The organism is Candidatus Binatia bacterium (assembly GCA_036382395.1).
Classification (GTDB): domain Bacteria; phylum Desulfobacterota; class Binatia; order HRBIN30; family HRBIN30; genus JAGDMS01.
The window spans coordinates 1-16,024 of record DASVHW010000154.1 but is presented as its reverse complement, the minus strand read 5'-3'; the positions used below and the strand labels follow the sequence as shown (position 1 = coordinate 16,024).

General features: G+C 62.0%; 17 protein-coding genes. 16 read left to right on the top strand and 1 reads right to left on the bottom strand.

Translation table 11 applies throughout. The annotated features are described in order from the left end of the window. The first annotated feature begins 244 nt into the window (after nucleotides 1-244). From VF515_07050 to VF515_06985, 14 genes are all read left to right on the top strand, one after another. On the top strand, nucleotides 245-595 hold the full coding sequence (locus VF515_07050; GenBank protein ID HEX7407394.1) for a hypothetical protein: 351 nt from the start codon (nucleotides 245-247) through the stop codon (nucleotides 593-595). A gap of 35 nt (nucleotides 596-630) precedes the next feature. Then, nucleotides 631-1,089 carry a transcriptional repressor gene (locus VF515_07045; GenBank protein ID HEX7407393.1) on the top strand — a complete coding sequence of 153 codons (459 nt, stop codon included), beginning with the start codon at nucleotides 631-633 and terminating at the stop codon, nucleotides 1,087-1,089. 14 nt (nucleotides 1,090-1,103) lie between these two features. After that, nucleotides 1,104-1,475 (top strand): methionine--tRNA ligase subunit beta, encoded by a 372-nt coding sequence (gene metG / locus VF515_07040; GenBank protein ID HEX7407392.1) that lies wholly within the window; start codon nucleotides 1,104-1,106, stop codon nucleotides 1,473-1,475. Nucleotides 1,476-1,549: 74 nt separating this feature from the next. Then, a complete protein-coding gene (locus VF515_07035) occupies nucleotides 1,550-2,743 on the top strand; it encodes a sodium:calcium antiporter (GenBank protein ID HEX7407391.1) in 1,194 nt (397 codons plus the stop codon). 246 nt (nucleotides 2,744-2,989) lie between these two features. Beyond that, on the top strand, nucleotides 2,990-3,283 hold the full coding sequence (locus tag VF515_07030; GenBank protein ID HEX7407390.1) for an NADH-quinone oxidoreductase subunit A: 294 nt from the start codon (nucleotides 2,990-2,992) through the stop codon (nucleotides 3,281-3,283). Nucleotides 3,284-3,387: 104 nt separating this feature from the next. Beyond that, nucleotides 3,388-4,485, top strand: a complete 1,098-nt coding sequence (gene nuoH / locus VF515_07025) for an NADH-quinone oxidoreductase subunit NuoH (GenBank protein HEX7407389.1) — start codon at nucleotides 3,388-3,390, stop codon at nucleotides 4,483-4,485. Then, the gene (locus VF515_07020) at nucleotides 4,482-5,003 is read left to right on the top strand and encodes an NADH-quinone oxidoreductase subunit J (GenBank protein HEX7407388.1); all 522 of its coding nucleotides are present in this window, start codon (nucleotides 4,482-4,484) and stop codon (nucleotides 5,001-5,003) included. The genes nuoH and VF515_07020 overlap by 4 nt, the downstream gene beginning before the upstream one ends. Beyond that, complete coding sequence (nuoK, locus tag VF515_07015) at nucleotides 5,000-5,308, top strand: NADH-quinone oxidoreductase subunit NuoK (protein ID HEX7407387.1); 309 nt, start codon at nucleotides 5,000-5,002, stop codon at nucleotides 5,306-5,308. The genes VF515_07020 and nuoK overlap by 4 nt, the downstream gene beginning before the upstream one ends. Nucleotides 5,309-5,311: 3 nt before the next feature. Further along, nucleotides 5,312-7,210 (top strand): NADH-quinone oxidoreductase subunit L, encoded by a 1,899-nt coding sequence (nuoL, locus tag VF515_07010; GenBank protein HEX7407386.1) that lies wholly within the window; start codon nucleotides 5,312-5,314, stop codon nucleotides 7,208-7,210. Between the two features lie 85 nt (nucleotides 7,211-7,295). After that, nucleotides 7,296-8,852, top strand: coding sequence for an NADH-quinone oxidoreductase subunit M (locus VF515_07005; GenBank protein HEX7407385.1), 1,557 nt, complete (start codon nucleotides 7,296-7,298; stop codon nucleotides 8,850-8,852). Nucleotides 8,853-8,870: 18 nt separating this feature from the next. Beyond that, nucleotides 8,871-10,322 carry an NADH-quinone oxidoreductase subunit N gene (locus tag VF515_07000; protein HEX7407384.1) on the top strand — a complete coding sequence of 484 codons (1,452 nt, stop codon included), beginning with the start codon at nucleotides 8,871-8,873 and terminating at the stop codon, nucleotides 10,320-10,322. Nucleotides 10,323-10,433: 111 nt separating this feature from the next. After that, a complete protein-coding gene (locus tag VF515_06995; GenBank protein ID HEX7407383.1) occupies nucleotides 10,434-10,646 on the top strand; it encodes a dodecin family protein in 213 nt (70 codons plus the stop codon). Further along, nucleotides 10,639-11,625, top strand: a complete 987-nt coding sequence (locus tag VF515_06990; protein HEX7407382.1) for an MBL fold metallo-hydrolase — start codon at nucleotides 10,639-10,641, stop codon at nucleotides 11,623-11,625. Before VF515_06995 ends, VF515_06990 begins: the two co-directional genes overlap by 8 nt. 58 nt (nucleotides 11,626-11,683) lie before the next feature. Continuing rightward, nucleotides 11,684-12,541, top strand: a complete 858-nt coding sequence (locus VF515_06985; protein HEX7407381.1) for a DsbA family protein — start codon at nucleotides 11,684-11,686, stop codon at nucleotides 12,539-12,541. A gap of 106 nt (nucleotides 12,542-12,647) precedes the next feature. On the opposite strand, the gene VF515_06980 is transcribed toward VF515_06985, so the two are convergent. Continuing rightward, nucleotides 12,648-13,736, bottom strand: a complete 1,089-nt coding sequence (locus tag VF515_06980) for an AI-2E family transporter (protein HEX7407380.1) — start codon at nucleotides 13,734-13,736, stop codon at nucleotides 12,648-12,650. 172 nt (nucleotides 13,737-13,908) lie between these two features. Here VF515_06980 and VF515_06975 point away from each other — a divergent pair, with 172 nt between their 5' ends. Together VF515_06975 and VF515_06970 are read left to right on the top strand one after the other, a co-directional pair. Further along, complete coding sequence (locus tag VF515_06975) at nucleotides 13,909-14,253, top strand: DUF6788 family protein (GenBank protein ID HEX7407379.1); 345 nt, start codon at nucleotides 13,909-13,911, stop codon at nucleotides 14,251-14,253. Then, a complete protein-coding gene (locus tag VF515_06970) occupies nucleotides 14,250-15,659 on the top strand; it encodes an IS1380 family transposase (protein ID HEX7407378.1) in 1,410 nt (469 codons plus the stop codon). The genes VF515_06975 and VF515_06970 overlap by 4 nt, the downstream gene beginning before the upstream one ends. Nucleotides 15,660-16,024: the final 365 nt, after the last annotated feature.

Here is a 16,024-nt window from a genome sequence, read left to right as displayed (position 1 = left end):
CCGGAGCAGATCGTTGCGTACATCAAGGAGCACGGCTTCGATTTGATGTTCATCGGCGCCTACGGCCACAGCCGCATCATCGAGATGGTCCTGGGCAGCACCACCGAGTACGTGCTGCGCAACACCAGCTGTCCGGTCTTTTTGAATCGGTAGGAGTCGGAGCGCGGCCGCCCGACGAACACACGCCCGCGGGGTTTACAACCGCGTTGCGCTCCAGTAGAGGATTGTCATAGGAGAAAAGCTTGTGGCGCGGCAGACGGAGAAGCAAGCACGTATCGCCGGTGAGCAGCTGGCGCTTTTGGAGGAGCTGAAGACGACCGCAACCCGCCTCGGCTTCGAGGTGCGGGAGGAGAAGCTGTTGCGCGAGGTCGGATACCACGTGCGCAGCGGCAGCTGTCGCGTGCGCGAAACCCATGTGATTCTGCTCGACCGGGGCCTGGCGCCGAGCGCACAGATCGACGTCCTGGTGGAGGAACTGGCAAGGCGGCCCCTCGAAGACGTGTATCTCTCCCCGGCGGCACGGCACCTCCTCGAGCGTGCCGCGCCTGCACCGCCTGCCGGCTCACAGACCGCCCCCTCGCAGGCGGCGCCATAGTCGCCACATCTCGGCAGCCCCAGCGCGAGGAGTGGGTGACTCGTCCACCTCAGAAAGCTACCGCAGACCGCTTCGCGATTTTCAAAGCACACCTGCGCCGCCAGGGTTTGAAGTCGACGTCCCAGCGCGATGACATCGCGCGCGTCTTCTTCGCCGCCAACCGCCACATCAGCGTCGAGGAGCTGTACAACGAGGTCAAGCGGGTGAACCCGCGCATCGGCTACGCCACCCTGTACCGCACCATGAAGCTGCTCATCGAGTGCAGCCTCGCCGTGGAGCGCCACTTCCGCGACGGCGAAGCGCGCTATGAAAGCCAAGCCGAGGGACACCACCACGACCACCTGATCTGTGAAGCCTGCGGGAAGATCGTCGAATTCGAGGAAGACCGTATCGAGGCGCTGCAAGCGGAAGTGGCTGCGCGCCTGGGCTTCCGCTTCACCGGCCACAAGATGGAACTGTACGGTTTGTGCAACCAGTGCCAGAGAAAGTCCTGAGTGCTGCGTCGTGAGTGGCGAATTTCAAAGTCGCTGCGATTCGTGATAAGCGGCGCGCCATGACGATTTCGATCGACGATTTCCGCAACATCGAGTTGCGCGTTGCCACCGTCACGGCGGCGGCGCCGCATCCGAACGCCGACCGTCTGCTCGTTTTGACCATCGACCTGGGCAGCGAGCAGCGGCAACTCGTGGCCGGCATCCGCGCGCACTACACAGACCAAGACCTGATCGGCAAGCAGGTAGTGGTCGTGGCCAACCTGCAGCCGGCAAGTCTGCGCGGCGTGGAGAGTCAGGGAATGCTGTTGGCGGCCTCCGATGACCAGGGCCGCCTCGCGATCGTGACGCCCGAGAAGCCGGTCGCCAACGGCGCGCAGGTGAAATAGGGGCGCAACATGCTGCGCCCCGACACCGCAGTAGGGGTCAGGAGCACGGCATCTGACAGGCAACAGTGCCGACCATGACCCGTCACTGGTTTCTCATCTTTCTGGCTGTCGCGGTGACCGTCCCCGCAATCGTTCTCCGCTTGAGCGGCGTTCCCCCGGAGCAGCCGGGCATCGACGCCGTCTTGTTCGGCGTTGCCATCGTCGGTGGGGCGTTCCTGCTGACCTGGGCTGGCGAGGTTGCCGAGATGGACATCTCGCAGGGCTTGGCCCTCGCCTTTCTCGCTTTGGTGGCGGTGCTGCCAGAGTATGCTGTCGATCTCTACTTCGCCTGGAAGGCCGCGGCGCATCCGGAGTACACCGCGTACGCGGCGGCCAATATGACCGGTGCGAACCGCTTGCTGATCGGCATCGCCTGGCCGCTGATTGTCGTGCTCTATTGGGCGCGCAGCCGCCGTTCCGAACTCACCTTGCCACCCACCCGCGCCGTCGAGTTGGTGTTCTTGAGCCTGGCGACGGCGTACTCGTTCGTCATTCCGCTAAAGGGAACCATCTCGCTGCTCGACACGGTGGTGTTCGTCGGCATCTTCATCGCCTACATGTGGCGCATCGCTCCCGCCGACGCGGGAGAGCCGGACATCGTCGGCCCCGCTCTGGCGCTGGCGGCTTTTCGGCCACGCGTGCGGCGCACCGCTGTCGGCATCATTTTTCTCTTCTCCGCTGCGGTCATTCTGGCGTCGGCCGCGCCGTTTGCGGAGGCGCTGGTGGGGTTGGGGCGGCGGAGAGGCATCGACGAGTTTCTGCTCGTGCAATGGCTGGCACCGCTGGCATCCGAGGCGCCCGAGATCGTCATCGCGTGCCTGCTCACGCTGAAGGGCGACGCCCAAGCCGGAATGGGCGCGATGCTTTCGGCCAAGGTGAACCAGTGGACTCTACTGGTGGGCACCCTGCCCTTCGTGTACAGCCTCGGGCTCGGCGGTCCCGGGGCGCTTCATCTGGATGCCCGCCAGGTCGAGGAGATGCTGCTGACGGCGGCGCAGTCACTCTTCGGAATCGCCGTGATCTGCAACCTCCGCCTTTCCATCTTCGAGGCCGCCGTGTTGCTGGTGCTGTTTGTCTCGCAACTGTTCCTCCCGAGTCCCAGCGTCCGCTACGGCTTCGCGCTCATCTATATCGCTCTGGGCGTAGCGCTGCTCGTTCGCAAGCGCACCACGCTCGCTGGGTTCTTTCACGCGGGACTACGTGCGCCGCTGCGGCGCACCAGGAATTGAGAGATTGAAGAACGGCTGTTTTGGAGCGATGGTTTCACCTGACGCCGCCCTCCCACGTTCCCTCACTCCCACACCCAGAGGCGCTGAAGCTGCGCCGCCCATTTGACTTGCCCGCCGCCATCACATAAGTGGCTCTGCCGATGACGAACCGCCCGCCGCGGGCGGACGGACGACAATTTGCCCATGGCTGAGCAGTATCTTCCGGTACTCGTAACCTTCTGCTTTGCGGGTGTGTTGGTAGCGACCATGGTCAGCCTCGGCCGGTTGCTCGGACCAAGACGCTCTACCCCGGTGAAGGGCGAGGCCTTCGAGTGCGGCAACCCACCCAGCGGCGGCGCGCGGGAACGCTTTTCAGTGAAATTCTACATGACGGCCATTCTCTTCATCGTCTTCGACGTGGAGGTGGTTTTTCTCTATCCCTGGGCAGTGCTGTTTCGCCGACTGGGTTGGTTCGGCTTTGGGGAGATGATGGTGTTTGTCGGCGTGCTGGCAATTGCTTTGCTGTACGTCTGGCGAAAGGGGGCGCTGGAATGGGATTGAGTGCACATCCGGGTGCGAACGCACCAGCACCGGCGGCGCATTCCCGCCTTCGGTTCTCGCATTGATCGCAGTTTCCACCAGTTCATCGGCCGGCGTCGTGTACCATGTGGATTGAAATCGGCATCGCAGCAATCAAAGCCCTGGTGATCCTCGGGATGGTGTTGGGTCTCGCCGGCGTGCTCGGGTGGATCGAGCGCAAGGGCAGCGCGCTGATCCAGGACCGTATCGGAGCCAACCGCGCCAGCATCTTCGGCATTGCGGCCGCGGGCTTGGTGAACACCATGATGGCGGACCCGCTGAAGTTTGCCACCAAAGAAGACTTCATTCCCGCCGGCGTGGATCGCTTCCTGCACACCCTGGCGCCCTGCGTCAACCTCTTTCCCGTGATAGTGGCGTTCGCCGCCATCCCGTTTGGGGACGTGCTGCAGGTGGGTGGTCGAGCCATCAACCTGCAGGCGGTGCCGCTGAACGTTGGCATTTTGTACATCCTGGCGATGCTGTCGCTCAGCGTATACGGGGTGGTGCTCGGCGGTTGGGCCTCGAACAACCGCTTCTCCCTGCTCGGCGGCATCCGCGGTTCGGCGCAGATGATTTCGTACGAACTGGGAATGGGGCTGTCGGTCGTGGCCATGGTGATGACGTACGGCACCATCGATCTCCAGGAGATGGTACGAGCGCAAGGGCACCTGATCGGCGGCTGGCTGCCCGCTTGGGGCATACTCTTTCAACCGCTCGCCTTCCTGCTTTTCCTGATTGCTGGTATCGCCGAAAGCAAACGGGCTCCTTTCGATCTCCCAGAGAGCGAATCGGAACTCGTCAGCGGATTCTTCACCGAGTATTCGGGTATCAAGTACCTCATGTTCTTCATGACCGACTTCGCAGAAGTCGCGGTGGTCGCCGGTTTGGTGACCACCATGTTCTTCGGCGGATGGCAGGTCCCCTACCTCCTGCCTGACGGCTTTCACTTCCCCGGGGGCGCCGCCGTATTGCTGCCCCACATCGCAGTCGTGTTGCTGCAACTCGTGGCTTTCATGGTGAAGGTCCTCCTCTTTTGCTGGCTGCAGGTCCTGATCCGGTGGACGCTGCCCCGCCTGCGGTATGATCAGCTCATGGGGCTGGGATGGAAGGGATTGCTACCGGTATCCCTCCTCAACGTGGTGGCTACGGCGCTGGTCGTGCTGATCCTGCAGGGCTGGACATGAACCCGATCCTTTTCCTCGTGCTCGCTGGCTTACTGATTGCGGCCGCCCTCAGCGTCGTACTGCAGCCGAGCCCTGTCCGCAGCGCCTTGTCGCTGGTCGTCACCTTGTTCCTGATGGCGGTGATGTTCCTGCTCCTCGACGCCCAGCTTGTGGCGGTCCTGCAGGTCACCGTCTACGCCGGCGCCATCGTCGTGCTCTTCTTGTTCGTCATCATGTTGCTCAATCTGCAAGAGGAGCCGCGCGTCATGGCACGACTCGCCACCCAGTGTGCGGCGGTGTCGCTGGGTTCGCTGTTTCTGCTGGCCCTCGTGCGGTTCCTCGTCACGCCACCGCAGGTGCCCGCGCCCGGGTCCTCCACCTCGGGAATGGGCGGTGCGGTTTCGGCAGGCTTCGGCAGCGTCCAGGTTCTAGCGGAGCGTCTCTTTACGCACTTCCTGCTGGCATTCGAGATAACCTCGGTGCTGCTGCTGGTGGCCATCATCGGCGCTGTGGTGCTGGCAAAGCGGAGGCTGGTATGAATGCGGTTCCGATCAGTTGGTATCTCATTCTCGGCGCCATCTTGTTCACCATCGGCACGGTCGGTGTGCTCATACGCCGCAATGTGATCGTAATCTTCCTCTCGATCGAGTTGATGCTGAACGCCGTTAACCTGGTATTCGTGAGCCTTTCGCGTCAGTTGCACTCGATGGACGGCCAGGTCATCGTCTTCTTCATCATGACCGTTGCCGCGGCGGAGGCCGCCGTCGGATTGGCCATCATCATCTCGGTCTTCCGCAATCGGGAAACCGTCAACGTCGACGAGTTGAATCTGCTGCGCTGGTAGGACATGCACGAGGCCGCAACAATACAGGTCAATTTCCTCTGGCTGATCCCGGTTTTTCCGGCCCTCGGGGTCTTGTTCAACGCCTTCATCGGTCCCCGGGCCGGGAAGAGAGCCATCAGTTTGGTCGCGCCGGGCGTGGTTGCCGCGGCGTTCCTCACCGGATGTTATGCCTTCGTCCGCCTGCTGAGTCTGCCGCCTGGAAGCGCGCTGGTGCAGCGGGTCTATCCGTGGATCACCGCCGGGACGCTACAGGTCGACGTCGCCTTCCGCATCGATGCACTCTCCGCGGTCATGGTGTTGATCGTCAGCGGCGTGGGATTTCTCATCCACGTGTACTCCGTCGGCTACATGGACCATGATCCGAGCTACGGACGGTACTTCACCTATCTCAACCTCTTCACGCTGGCGATGCTGACCCTGGTGCTGGCCGACAACCTGCCCCTCCTGTTCGTCGGCTGGGAAGGGGTCGGGTTGTGCTCCTATCTGCTGATCGGATTCTGGTTCAGCGTCGAAGCCAATGCCAGCGCGGGGAAAAAGGCGTTCATCGTCAACCGCATCGGCGACGCCGGATTCCTCTTGGGCCTGTTCCTATTGTTCTGGAATCTCGGTAGCGGCGCCCACTCGTTGAGCTTCTCGGAGATTGCGGCCCATGCCAAGGCCATTCCGCCGAGCACGCTGACGGCCATCACCTTGCTGTTATTCGTAGGCGCCACCGGCAAGTCGGCGCAGTTGCCGCTGTACGTGTGGTTGCCGGACGCCATGGCCGGCCCGACGCCGGTGAGCGCACTGATCCATGCCGCCACCATGGTGACCGCAGGCGTGTACATGATCGCGCGCCTGCACGTCCTCTTTCTGCTGGCGCCGACGACGCTCGCGGTGGTGGCCACGATCGGTGCCCTGACGGCGCTGTTCGCCGCGACCATCGGACTCATGCAGAACGACATCAAGAAGGTCCTCGCCTACTCGACCGTCAGCCAACTCGGGTACATGTTTCTCGGGGTCGGTGTCGGGGCCTTCGGGGCAGGCATCTTCCATCTGATGACGCACGCCTTCTTCAAAGGCCTGCTCTTCCTCGGCGCCGGGAGCGTGATCCACGGCATGAGCGGCGAGCAGGACATGCAGAAAATGGGCGGCCTGCGGACCCATATGCCGATCACCTTCTGGACCTTCCTTGCCGCCACTGTAGCGATCACCGGCATCCCGGGATTCGCCGGCTTCTTCAGCAAAGATGAGATCCTGGCGCAGGCGTTCGGCAGCCCGCACGGCAGTCCCTGGCTGTGGGCCATGGGGTTTGTGGCCGCCGGCCTGACGTCCTTTTACATGTATCGGCTCCTGTTTCTCACCTTCTTCGGAGAGTGCCGGGCTGATGAGCACGCACGGCACCACCTGCACGAGTCGCCGGCGACGATGACGGTGCCACTGATAGTGCTGGCGGTTCTCTCCGTGGTGGGTGGCTACATCGGTCTGCCGGCCTTCCTGGAGCCCGTTTTCGGGCACGAGGCCGGTCAACTCAATCTAACGACCGAGCATCTGTTGATGGGAGCTTCGATCCTGGTCGCGTTCGCCGGGCTCGGCGTCGCGTACCTGTTCTACCTGGTCCAGCCGGGCCTGCCCTGGTTGCTCGCGTACAAGGTCGCCGGCCTCTACAACCTGATCTACAACAAGTATTACGTCGACGAGTTATACGACCTGCTTTTCATCCGCCCGACGGTAGCGGTGTCAACTTGGATGTGGCGCGTGTTCGATGTCGGCGTGATCGACGGCTTGGTAAACGGCACAGCCGAGGCGGTTGCGGCAAACAGCGGGCTGTGGCGCCGCTGGCAAACTGGAAACGTCCAGCAGTACGCCATTTCGATGCTGCTGGGTGCGGTAGCCATCCTCGGATACTACGCGTGGAGATGATAATGGAAGCGATCAGCAGTCAGCTGTCAGCGATCAGCTTTTCTTCTCTCCCCTCTCGCCCTAGGGAATTGGTGCAATAAGCCATATGCCCCTACTCTCGCTCATCGTGTTCACGCCGCTCGCCGGCGTTCTGATGCTGGCCTTGATGCCGAAGGAGCAGCACCGTTCGTTACGACGCGGGGCGTTTGTCTTCTCGCTGCTCCCCTTCGCGCTTTCGTTGTGTTTGCTGGCACGATTCAACCCGGCCGAGGCCGGATTTCAGTTTACCGAAGAGGCGGCCTGGATCCCGCAGTTCGGCATTTCGTACAAGGTGGCCGTCGACGGCATCAGCCTGTTTCTGCTGTTGCTGACGACGTTTCTGACCCCGCTGGTGATCCTGGCCGGCTGGGGCGACATCCACAAGCGCGTTAAGGAATACATGGTCTTCTTGCTGCTGATGGAGACCGGCATGGTGGGCGCCTTCGTAGCCGTCGACCTGTTCCTGTTTTACGTCTTCTGGGAAGTGATGCTGATACCGATGTACTTCCTCATCGGCGTGTGGGGTGGCGAGCGCCGCATCTACGCGGCCCTCAAGCTCATTCTCTACACGATGACCGGTAGCTTGCTGATGCTGGTTGCGATTCTCTACCTCGTGATCCTCCACAATCAGCAGACGGGGCAGTTCACCTTCGACCTCATGCGGCTCTACGACTTTTCGGCGCCGCTGGCGACGCAGCGCTGGCTGTTCGCCGCGTTCGCGCTGGCTTTCGCCATCAAGGTACCGATGTTCCCGCTGCACACCTGGCTGCCGGACGCCCATACGGAAGCGCCCACCGGCGGCTCGGTCATCCTCGCCGGCGTTCTGCTGAAGATGGGTACCTATGGATTTCTGCGCTTCGCCATCCCACTTTTCCCGCTGGCAGCGCGTGAGGCCCTGCCCATCATCGCCGTCCTCGCCGTCATTGGCATCGTCTACGGCGCGCTGGTGTCGATGGTGCAGCCTGATCTCAAGCGGCTGGTGGCATACTCGTCCGTGAGTCATCTCGGCTTCGTCATGCTCGGGATGACGGCCCTGAACACGCAGGGGGTCGAGGGCAGCATCTACCAGATGCTCAACCACGGTTTGTCCACGGGAGCATTGTTCTTGGCTGTCGGCGTGCTCTACGAGCGCCGGCACACGCGATTGATTCGTGAATTCGGTGGACTGTGGCAACAGATGCCGTTGTATGGCGCCGTCTTCATGATCGTGATGCTCTCCTCCGTCGGGCTGCCGGGGTTGAACGGATTTGTCGGTGAGTTGCTGATCCTGCTGGGCGCGTTTCAAACACACCGTGTGGCTGCGATCGTTGCCACCAGTGGGGTGTTGCTCGGCGCCGTGTACATGCTCTGGATGTACCAGCGGGTGATGTTCGGGCCCCTGACGAATCCCGCCAACAGCAATCTCCGGGATCTGTCGAAGCGCGAGGTACTCGTCTTTCTGCCCATCCTCGTGATGCTCTTCGTCATGGGCGTGTACCCGAACCCGTTTCTGAGCCGCATGGAGCCGTCGGTGCAGGCCTACCTGAGCCGCATGCATCAGAAAATGGCTGCTGCCGAGACCAGCGTTCAGCTCTCAGCGGTCAGCCCTCAGCCAGCAAAGGGGGAGCTGAAAGCGGACCGCTGATCGCTGACAGCTTGTGCCATGATTACTCCGCCGGACATATCCTGGATCGCCATTCTGCCGCTGTTGATTCTCACCGGCACGGCGCTGGTCACGTTGTTTGCCGATCTATGGATGGAAGGACCGGACCGCGAGGCTCTCGGCTGGATTGGCTTGGTGGGGCTGCTGGCAACCGCGGTCGCAGCTATGGCGCTGTGGAATACAAAATTGAGTGCGTTTTCGAATGGGATCGCAGTCGATCGCTACGGTCTGTTCTTCACGCTGCTGTTTTGCGTCGCATCCGGGCTGACCCTGCTGATGTCGATGGGCTATCTGGAATTCACCGACATTCGCACCGGCGACTATTATTCTCTGATCCTGTTTTCGACCGTGGGCATGGTGTTGATGGCGACGGCCACCGACTTGATCATCATTTTCCTTGGGCTCGAGGTCATGTCGCTCGCCGTCTACGTCCTCTCCGGGATCTGGAGAGAGCAGCAGCGTTCCAACGAAGCAGCGCTGAAGTACTTCCTGCTGGGAGCGTTTGCGACCGGCTTTCTCCTGTTCGGCATCGCCCTGCTGTACGGCGCGACCGGCAGTACGACGCTGGGTCCGATCGCCGCGCAGGTTGCCAAGGTCGGCGGACAGGAGAAGACGCTGGTTCTCGCGGGCATGGCGCTCCTGCTCGTGGGCTTCGGCTTCAAAGTGGCGGCGGCGCCATTCCACGTGTGGACACCGGACGTCTACGAAGGTGCGCCGACCTCGGTTACCGCGTTCATGGCCGTGGCGGTCAAAGCGGCAGCGTTCGCTGCGTTCGCTCGAGTGTTCATGCATACGCTGACGGTGCTGTCCGCCGATTGGAGCAGCGTGCTGTGGATCCTCGCGGCACTCACCATGACGGTCGGCAACGTGACAGCGATCCTGCAGCGGAACATCAAGCGCATGCTGGCGTACTCGAGCATCGCGCACGCCGGTTACCTGCTGGTCGGCATGGTGGCTGGCGGCGAGTTCGGCGGCAGCGCCGTGTTGTTCTACCTGATCGCGTACATGCTGATGACCCTTGGGGCCTTCGCGGTGGTCATTGCGCTCGGCTGGCGTGGGGCGCCGAACGAGAACCTCGACGACTACGCCGGCGTCGGATTCAGCCATCCATTTCTGGGCGTGGCGATGACGATCTTCATGCTCTCGCTGGCCGGCATTCCGCCTCTGGTCGGTTTCATCGGCAAGTTCTACATTTTCAGCGCCGCGATACGCTCCGGGTACGTCGGGCTCACCGTCATCGGCGTCCTCAACAGCGTCATCTCGGTGTACTACTACGTCGGCGTGCTGGTGCGCATGTACATGACGGAGGGCGTATTGGAGATCCCGGTTCTCAGCAGCCGCCCGTATCTCGTCGCCACGCTGCTCCTCACCATCACCGGCACTATTCTCCTCGGCCTGTTCCCGTCGCCACTGTTCGAACTGGCCCGCCAGTCGTTCTTGGCCCTTGGCTAGCAGGGATCGGGATCGTTTTCAGACCGAGCCGACGGCGACATCTCGAGTCTCTCCGGCCTGCCTTGACTGGCCAGGCGCCCTCCCATACCTTTGCCCCTGCCGGAGGAAGCCATGGTCGAAAAAACAATCGAGTTGACCGGAACGTCGGCCAACAGCATCGAGGACGCCGTCAATATCGCCGTATCGCGGGCTGCCGTCACCATCGACAGTCTGCGCCAGGCGCAGATCGTCGACATCAGCGCCACCATCACGAACGGCACCGTGTCGCACTGGCGCGTGAAGCTGAAGGTCTCGTTTGCGGTGCAGGACCGCCTGCATGAGTGAAGCCAAGGTCCGCGAGGTCTGGCCCGGGATTTACGTCATCCACTTGCCGCTACCGATGCGGCCCACCATCATCAACGTCTACCTGCTCCACAGCCGCGACGAGTGGGCGCTGGTGGACACGGGGGTCAACACCGCCGAGAGCATCGCCACCTTCGACGCGGCGCTCAAAGAGGTCGGGTGCGCACCCGACAAAATCACGAAGGTGATCTGCACCCACCATCACCCGGATCATTTCGGCAGTTCACGGACGTACCAAGAGCGCTTCGGCGCCAGCGTGTACATGAGCCGACTCGAGTACGAGATCTCGCAGGTGTTCATGCACCGGGGGCGGAGCGACGACGTCACCATGTTTTTCATCCGCAACGGCTTCCCCCTCGACCGCTTCGTGCAGATTCCGTCGCCCGGAGAGTTTTGGTCCGAGTTGTACGCGCCGGCTGTCCCCGACCATTTCATGGTGGACGGGGAGGTCTTTTCGGTCGGAGACCTCGAGGTGGAGGTCATTACGACACCGGGACACACGCCGGAGCACTGCGTCCTCTACGTGCGGCGGCAGCGGCTGATGATCGCGGGAGATCACCTGTTGCCGAAGATCACTCCTCACGTCGGCATCTACCCCGGCGGTCCGGACAACCCGTTGCGTGATTTTCTCGAATCGCAGCGCAAGATACAGCGCTTCGACGTCAACATGGTCCTGCCGGCGCACGGTGGCACCTTCATCGATCACCGCCACCGCGCCAACCAGATCATCCAGCACCATGAGTATCGCATACAGGAAATGTTGGATGCCGTTCGTCGCCAGGCACGCACGGCCTACGAGGTAGCGAGCCTGGCCTTCGGCTTCGATACAGATAGCCCGATCATGGTCCAGTTCCCCGCCACCTTCGAAACTCTGGCGCACCTGGAATACATGCGCTCGTTGGGCCAGGTGGCCCGCGAGGAGCGCGGCGAGCGGGTCTTTTACCGGGCGGCGCAGAGTTGAGTCCCACGGAGCACCGTGCTAACAAATCTGCCATTCCCTTACGAAAGAGAGGACACCTATGAAGCGATACGGGTTTTTTGGGATGGGAGCGTTTACGTTCTTGGGGTTGGCTCTCTGGTTCGGCGCTGCTGCCAGCGCCTCGGATGATGCAACAACAAAGTCGCTAATCGAATACTACCGCCGCAAGGCGAACATCCCGCCGAGCGCGCAAGTGGAGGTCAAGGACCTCAAGCCGTCGAAGTTCAAAGGCGCCAAAAGCGGAACGTTGATTGTCGGCGGTCGGTCAAGCGAATTCACCGTCTCCGATGACGGCCGCTACGCCTTTTTCGGCGAGCTGGAAGATCTGACCGTCGATCCGTTTGCCGCGGTCATGAAGAAGATCTCGCTGAAGGATGTGGCTACAAAGGGCCCAGCGGACGCGAAAGTCACCATCGTCGAGTACTCCGATTTCCAATGTCCGTTCTGCTCTCGCGGCTATCAGACTTTGGAAAGCCAGGTTCTGAAAGAATACGGCGACAAGGTGCGCTTCGCGTATAAGAATTTCCCGCTCCCCATGCACCCCTGGGCGGAACCGGCTGCGGTCGCGAGCCTCTGCGCGCGGCAACAGAAGACCGATGCGTTCTGGAAGCTGTATAACTACTACTTCCAGAATCAGCGCGACCTCACGGCGCAGAACCTCAAAGAAAAGTCTGTCGAGGCGCTCAAAGACGACGGCATCGATTTGGCGAAGTTCGGCGATTGTCTCGACAACAAGAAGACGCTCGATCTGGTGAAGGCTGAACAAGCCGAGGGCAGCAGCGTCGGCGTGAACGGCACGCCGGCTTTCATCATCAATGGCCGATTGATCAGCGGTGCCCAGCCGTTTGAAAACTTCAAAGCGATTATCGACGACGAGTTGGCGCGCGGCAAGAAATAGCTCCACCCCAGCAGGCGGCCCGCATGCCACTGCGGGTCGCCTGCCTCAAATCCTCTCCTTCTTCGGCGATCGGAGCTCCAACTGCCCTGTTGCGCATTGCCGGCGTTCACTCGGCAGTGCTGTAGCGCTCCTTGTAAATCCGGAAGAAGGCCACCACCATCGCAATGACGACCGGCGCCAAAAACACACCCAAGAGGCCGTAGGCCTGCAAGCCTCCTAGAATCCCGAAAAAGAGCAGGATCGTAGGGATCTCGGCACGTTCGCCGATGATCAAGGGACGAATCACGTTATCGACTGTACCGATGACCAGCGTTCCCCAGACAGCAAGCAGAATGGCTCGCCAAAAGGATCCCGCGATCAGCAGATAGACCGCGACGGCACCCCATACGCCAGTTGCCCCAACCGGCAGCAGCGCGGAGAACGCCGCAGCACACCCGAGAAGGATGGCAAACGGCACGCCAAGGGCCCAGAGGCCAACGCCGAGCAGGACCCCCTGCAAGGCGGCCACGGCCAGCGTGCCCTGCACCACCGCCGACAAGGTGTCGTAGAGACGCGCCAGCACCATATCCTTGTGCGCCGGTTCCATCGGAAGGATGCCGCGGATCGCGTTGATCATGCGAGCCCCGTCACGGAAGAAGAAGAACAACGCAAAGGTCGTCAGAAAGAAGTCGACAACGAAGGTCGCGAGATTCTTGGCGATGCCCGCGGCTTGCGACATCAGAAAGCTGCTGAGCGCGTTGCCCGCACTCATCGCCATGCCCGCCAGATCGACATTCCACGATTGCAGTAGCGGGATGACGATCTTCGAGGTCCGCGCGGGGGCCGAAGCTTTCAACTTCTCGAAGAACTCCTGCAGGCGGCCACTGGCGAGCAATTCACCGCCGCTCTGGTACAAGGTCACCGACTCGTTGGCGAGGACGATGATGACGAGGATCGTGGGCACCATCACGACAAGAATCACAACCGTGGTGAAGCAAAATGAGGCCAGGCTGTTGCGCCCGTGCAGGACCTGCGTCAGCGGAACATGGAGCGGATAGAAGATGAACGCCAGCAGCGCCGCCCAAGTCAGCGGCACGAGAAAGATCCGAAAAATGCAGTAAAACTGATAGAGTAAGAAAAAGAACACCGCGAAGTAGAAGGCTGCGAAGATCTGCTGCCGGGTCATCCGGCCGAGTACGCTAACAAGATTGGCCAATAGTGGCAAATTGCCTACGAACGGCGGACCAAGAGTGGTCCGTTGTTGCGCCTGACCCCCTGATCCGGCGCTAAGCCGAGAAGTGATAGGATCGAGAAGGGATTGGGGAAACCCAACGGGTGAGCGTTCAAGGGATTGACATGTCGTCTTGGACCAGCTAGTAGGCTTGCCCATGAATGACGCCCAGATCGCTCGCCTCGAGCACAAACGCGAGCGCCTGCTCGATGAGTTGCACCACCTCCCCGACCTGATGCGTGGCAAGGTCTACGAGCGCGAACGCAAGTGTGGTCGTGCCTCCTGCACCTGCGCCAGCGGTGGACCGCGTCATGGCGGTTTGCAGCTGACGGTCAATCTCGGGGGCCGCACCCGTACCCGCTACGTTCGTCAAGGTGAGCGAGCCGTAGTAGAAGCAAAGGTGGCTGCCTACCGGCGTCTATGGGAGTTGGTGGACGAGCTGACGGAGGTGAACCTCGCCTTACTCAACGCGCTGCCACGGGCGGCGCAGGAGAAGCCATGAAGCAGGGGTTGTTGCCGTATGGGGTGGAGGTGGTCGAGGCGGCGGATACGGTAACGGCCCGCGGTGGGCTTGCGCTCGCGGTAGAAGCGATGCGCGCACTGGGAGTTTCGCGTGCGATCAAGCACCATGTGCACATCCGCCAGCGGGCGCGCGGGCGTGACGAAGTGGCGATGATCGAGGCCATGGTCATGCTATTGGCCGCGGGCGGAGAGTGCCTCGACGACCTGGCGGTGTTGCGGGCCGACCAGGGGTTGTGTCGGCTGTTGGAACGCGAGTTACCGTCGCCCGATGCGGCGCGGCGTTTCCTCTACGAGTTTCACGACGAGGGGTTGATCGACGACGCGCGCCAGCAGCGCGCGCCTGGGCAGGTGGCGTATATCCCGGGGGAGAATGCGGCGCTGCGCGGGCTGGCGCAGGTCAACGTGAAGCTGCTGGAGCGCGTAGCGGCGCAGGGCCGCAGTCGCAAAGCCACCCTCGATCACGATGCGACGATTCAGGAAAGTCACAAGCGGGAGTCGCTGGCGCATTACAAAGGCGGGCGCGGCTATCAGCCGTCGGTGATCTACTGGGCAGAGCAGGATCTGGTGGTGGCCGATGAGTATCGCGATGGGAACGTGGCGGCGGGGATGGAAAATCTGCGGCTCATCGAGCGCGGGTTCGCCAGTCTGCCGGCGACGGTCACCGAGTATGCGTTTCGATCGGACAGTGCGTGTTACGACGAGGCGGTGTTGAAGTGGCTGGCCAACCCGCAACGCAAGCAGGGCCCGGGCGGGAAGATCAGTTTCACGATCAGTGCGGACATGAGCCCGGAGTTGCGCGCGGTGTGCGCGGGGGTGGGGGAGCCGCGATGGGTACTGGTGGAGGAACGAGCTGAGGAGAGCGTGCACTGGGCGGAGGTTGAATTCACGCCGGGCAACTGGCCCAAAGAGGCAGAGCCGTTGCGGTACGTGGCGGTGCGCATTCGCAAGCAGCAGGGGTTTTTGTTTGCGGCGGGGTACGACACGAAGTACCTGGCCGTGGTGAGCAACCGCTGGGAGCTCAGCGGTGAGGAGCTGCTACGGTGGCACTGGGCCAAGGCGGGCACCATCGAGCACGTGCACGACGTGACCAAGAACGAGCTGGGGGCCGCGGTCCCGCCGTGTGGACGCTTCGGTGCCAATGCGGCGTGGTATCGGCTGAGCCTGTTGGCGTACAACATCCTGAGCGCGATGAAGTCCCTGGTGCTGCCGGCTGCGCTCAGTGCGGCCCGACCGAAGCGGTTGCGCTTTGCGCTGTTCACCATGGCTGGGCGGCTCATCTCGCATGCCGGCAAGTTGGTGCTGCAGATCAGTGAAGCCGCAGAGCGACTGGCCGGTTTGCGTGAGGCTCGCCGACAGCTGGCCGTGCTCGCGGTGGCCTCTCCGTAGGCAAGCGGCACGCTGTCTGAAGCCTGCGCATCTCCAATCTGAAATTTGCGTAACCCTAGCTGTTCTGAAACACAGTGGGGCGGGCGTGTGTCCACGACTGCACGATTGGCAGCCGAGTCACAGCGAAATCGTGCTGTGCAGTCTGGCCCGGCCTACTGGTCAACCACAGCGGGCCCTCCGGCCGGCGCACGTCGCCTGCAGGGGGGCCCAACGCGCGCTCGATCGGACGCGTCGGAGCGCTAGCGCCGGATTTGGGTGTTGCCGTGACAGTTGACACGCAATCTCAAAACTTATAAAGGCCTCATACTTCGGTGGAGGTGTGAGATGAAGAGGCTGATTACTGCTGCACTTATCGTTCTTCTGCC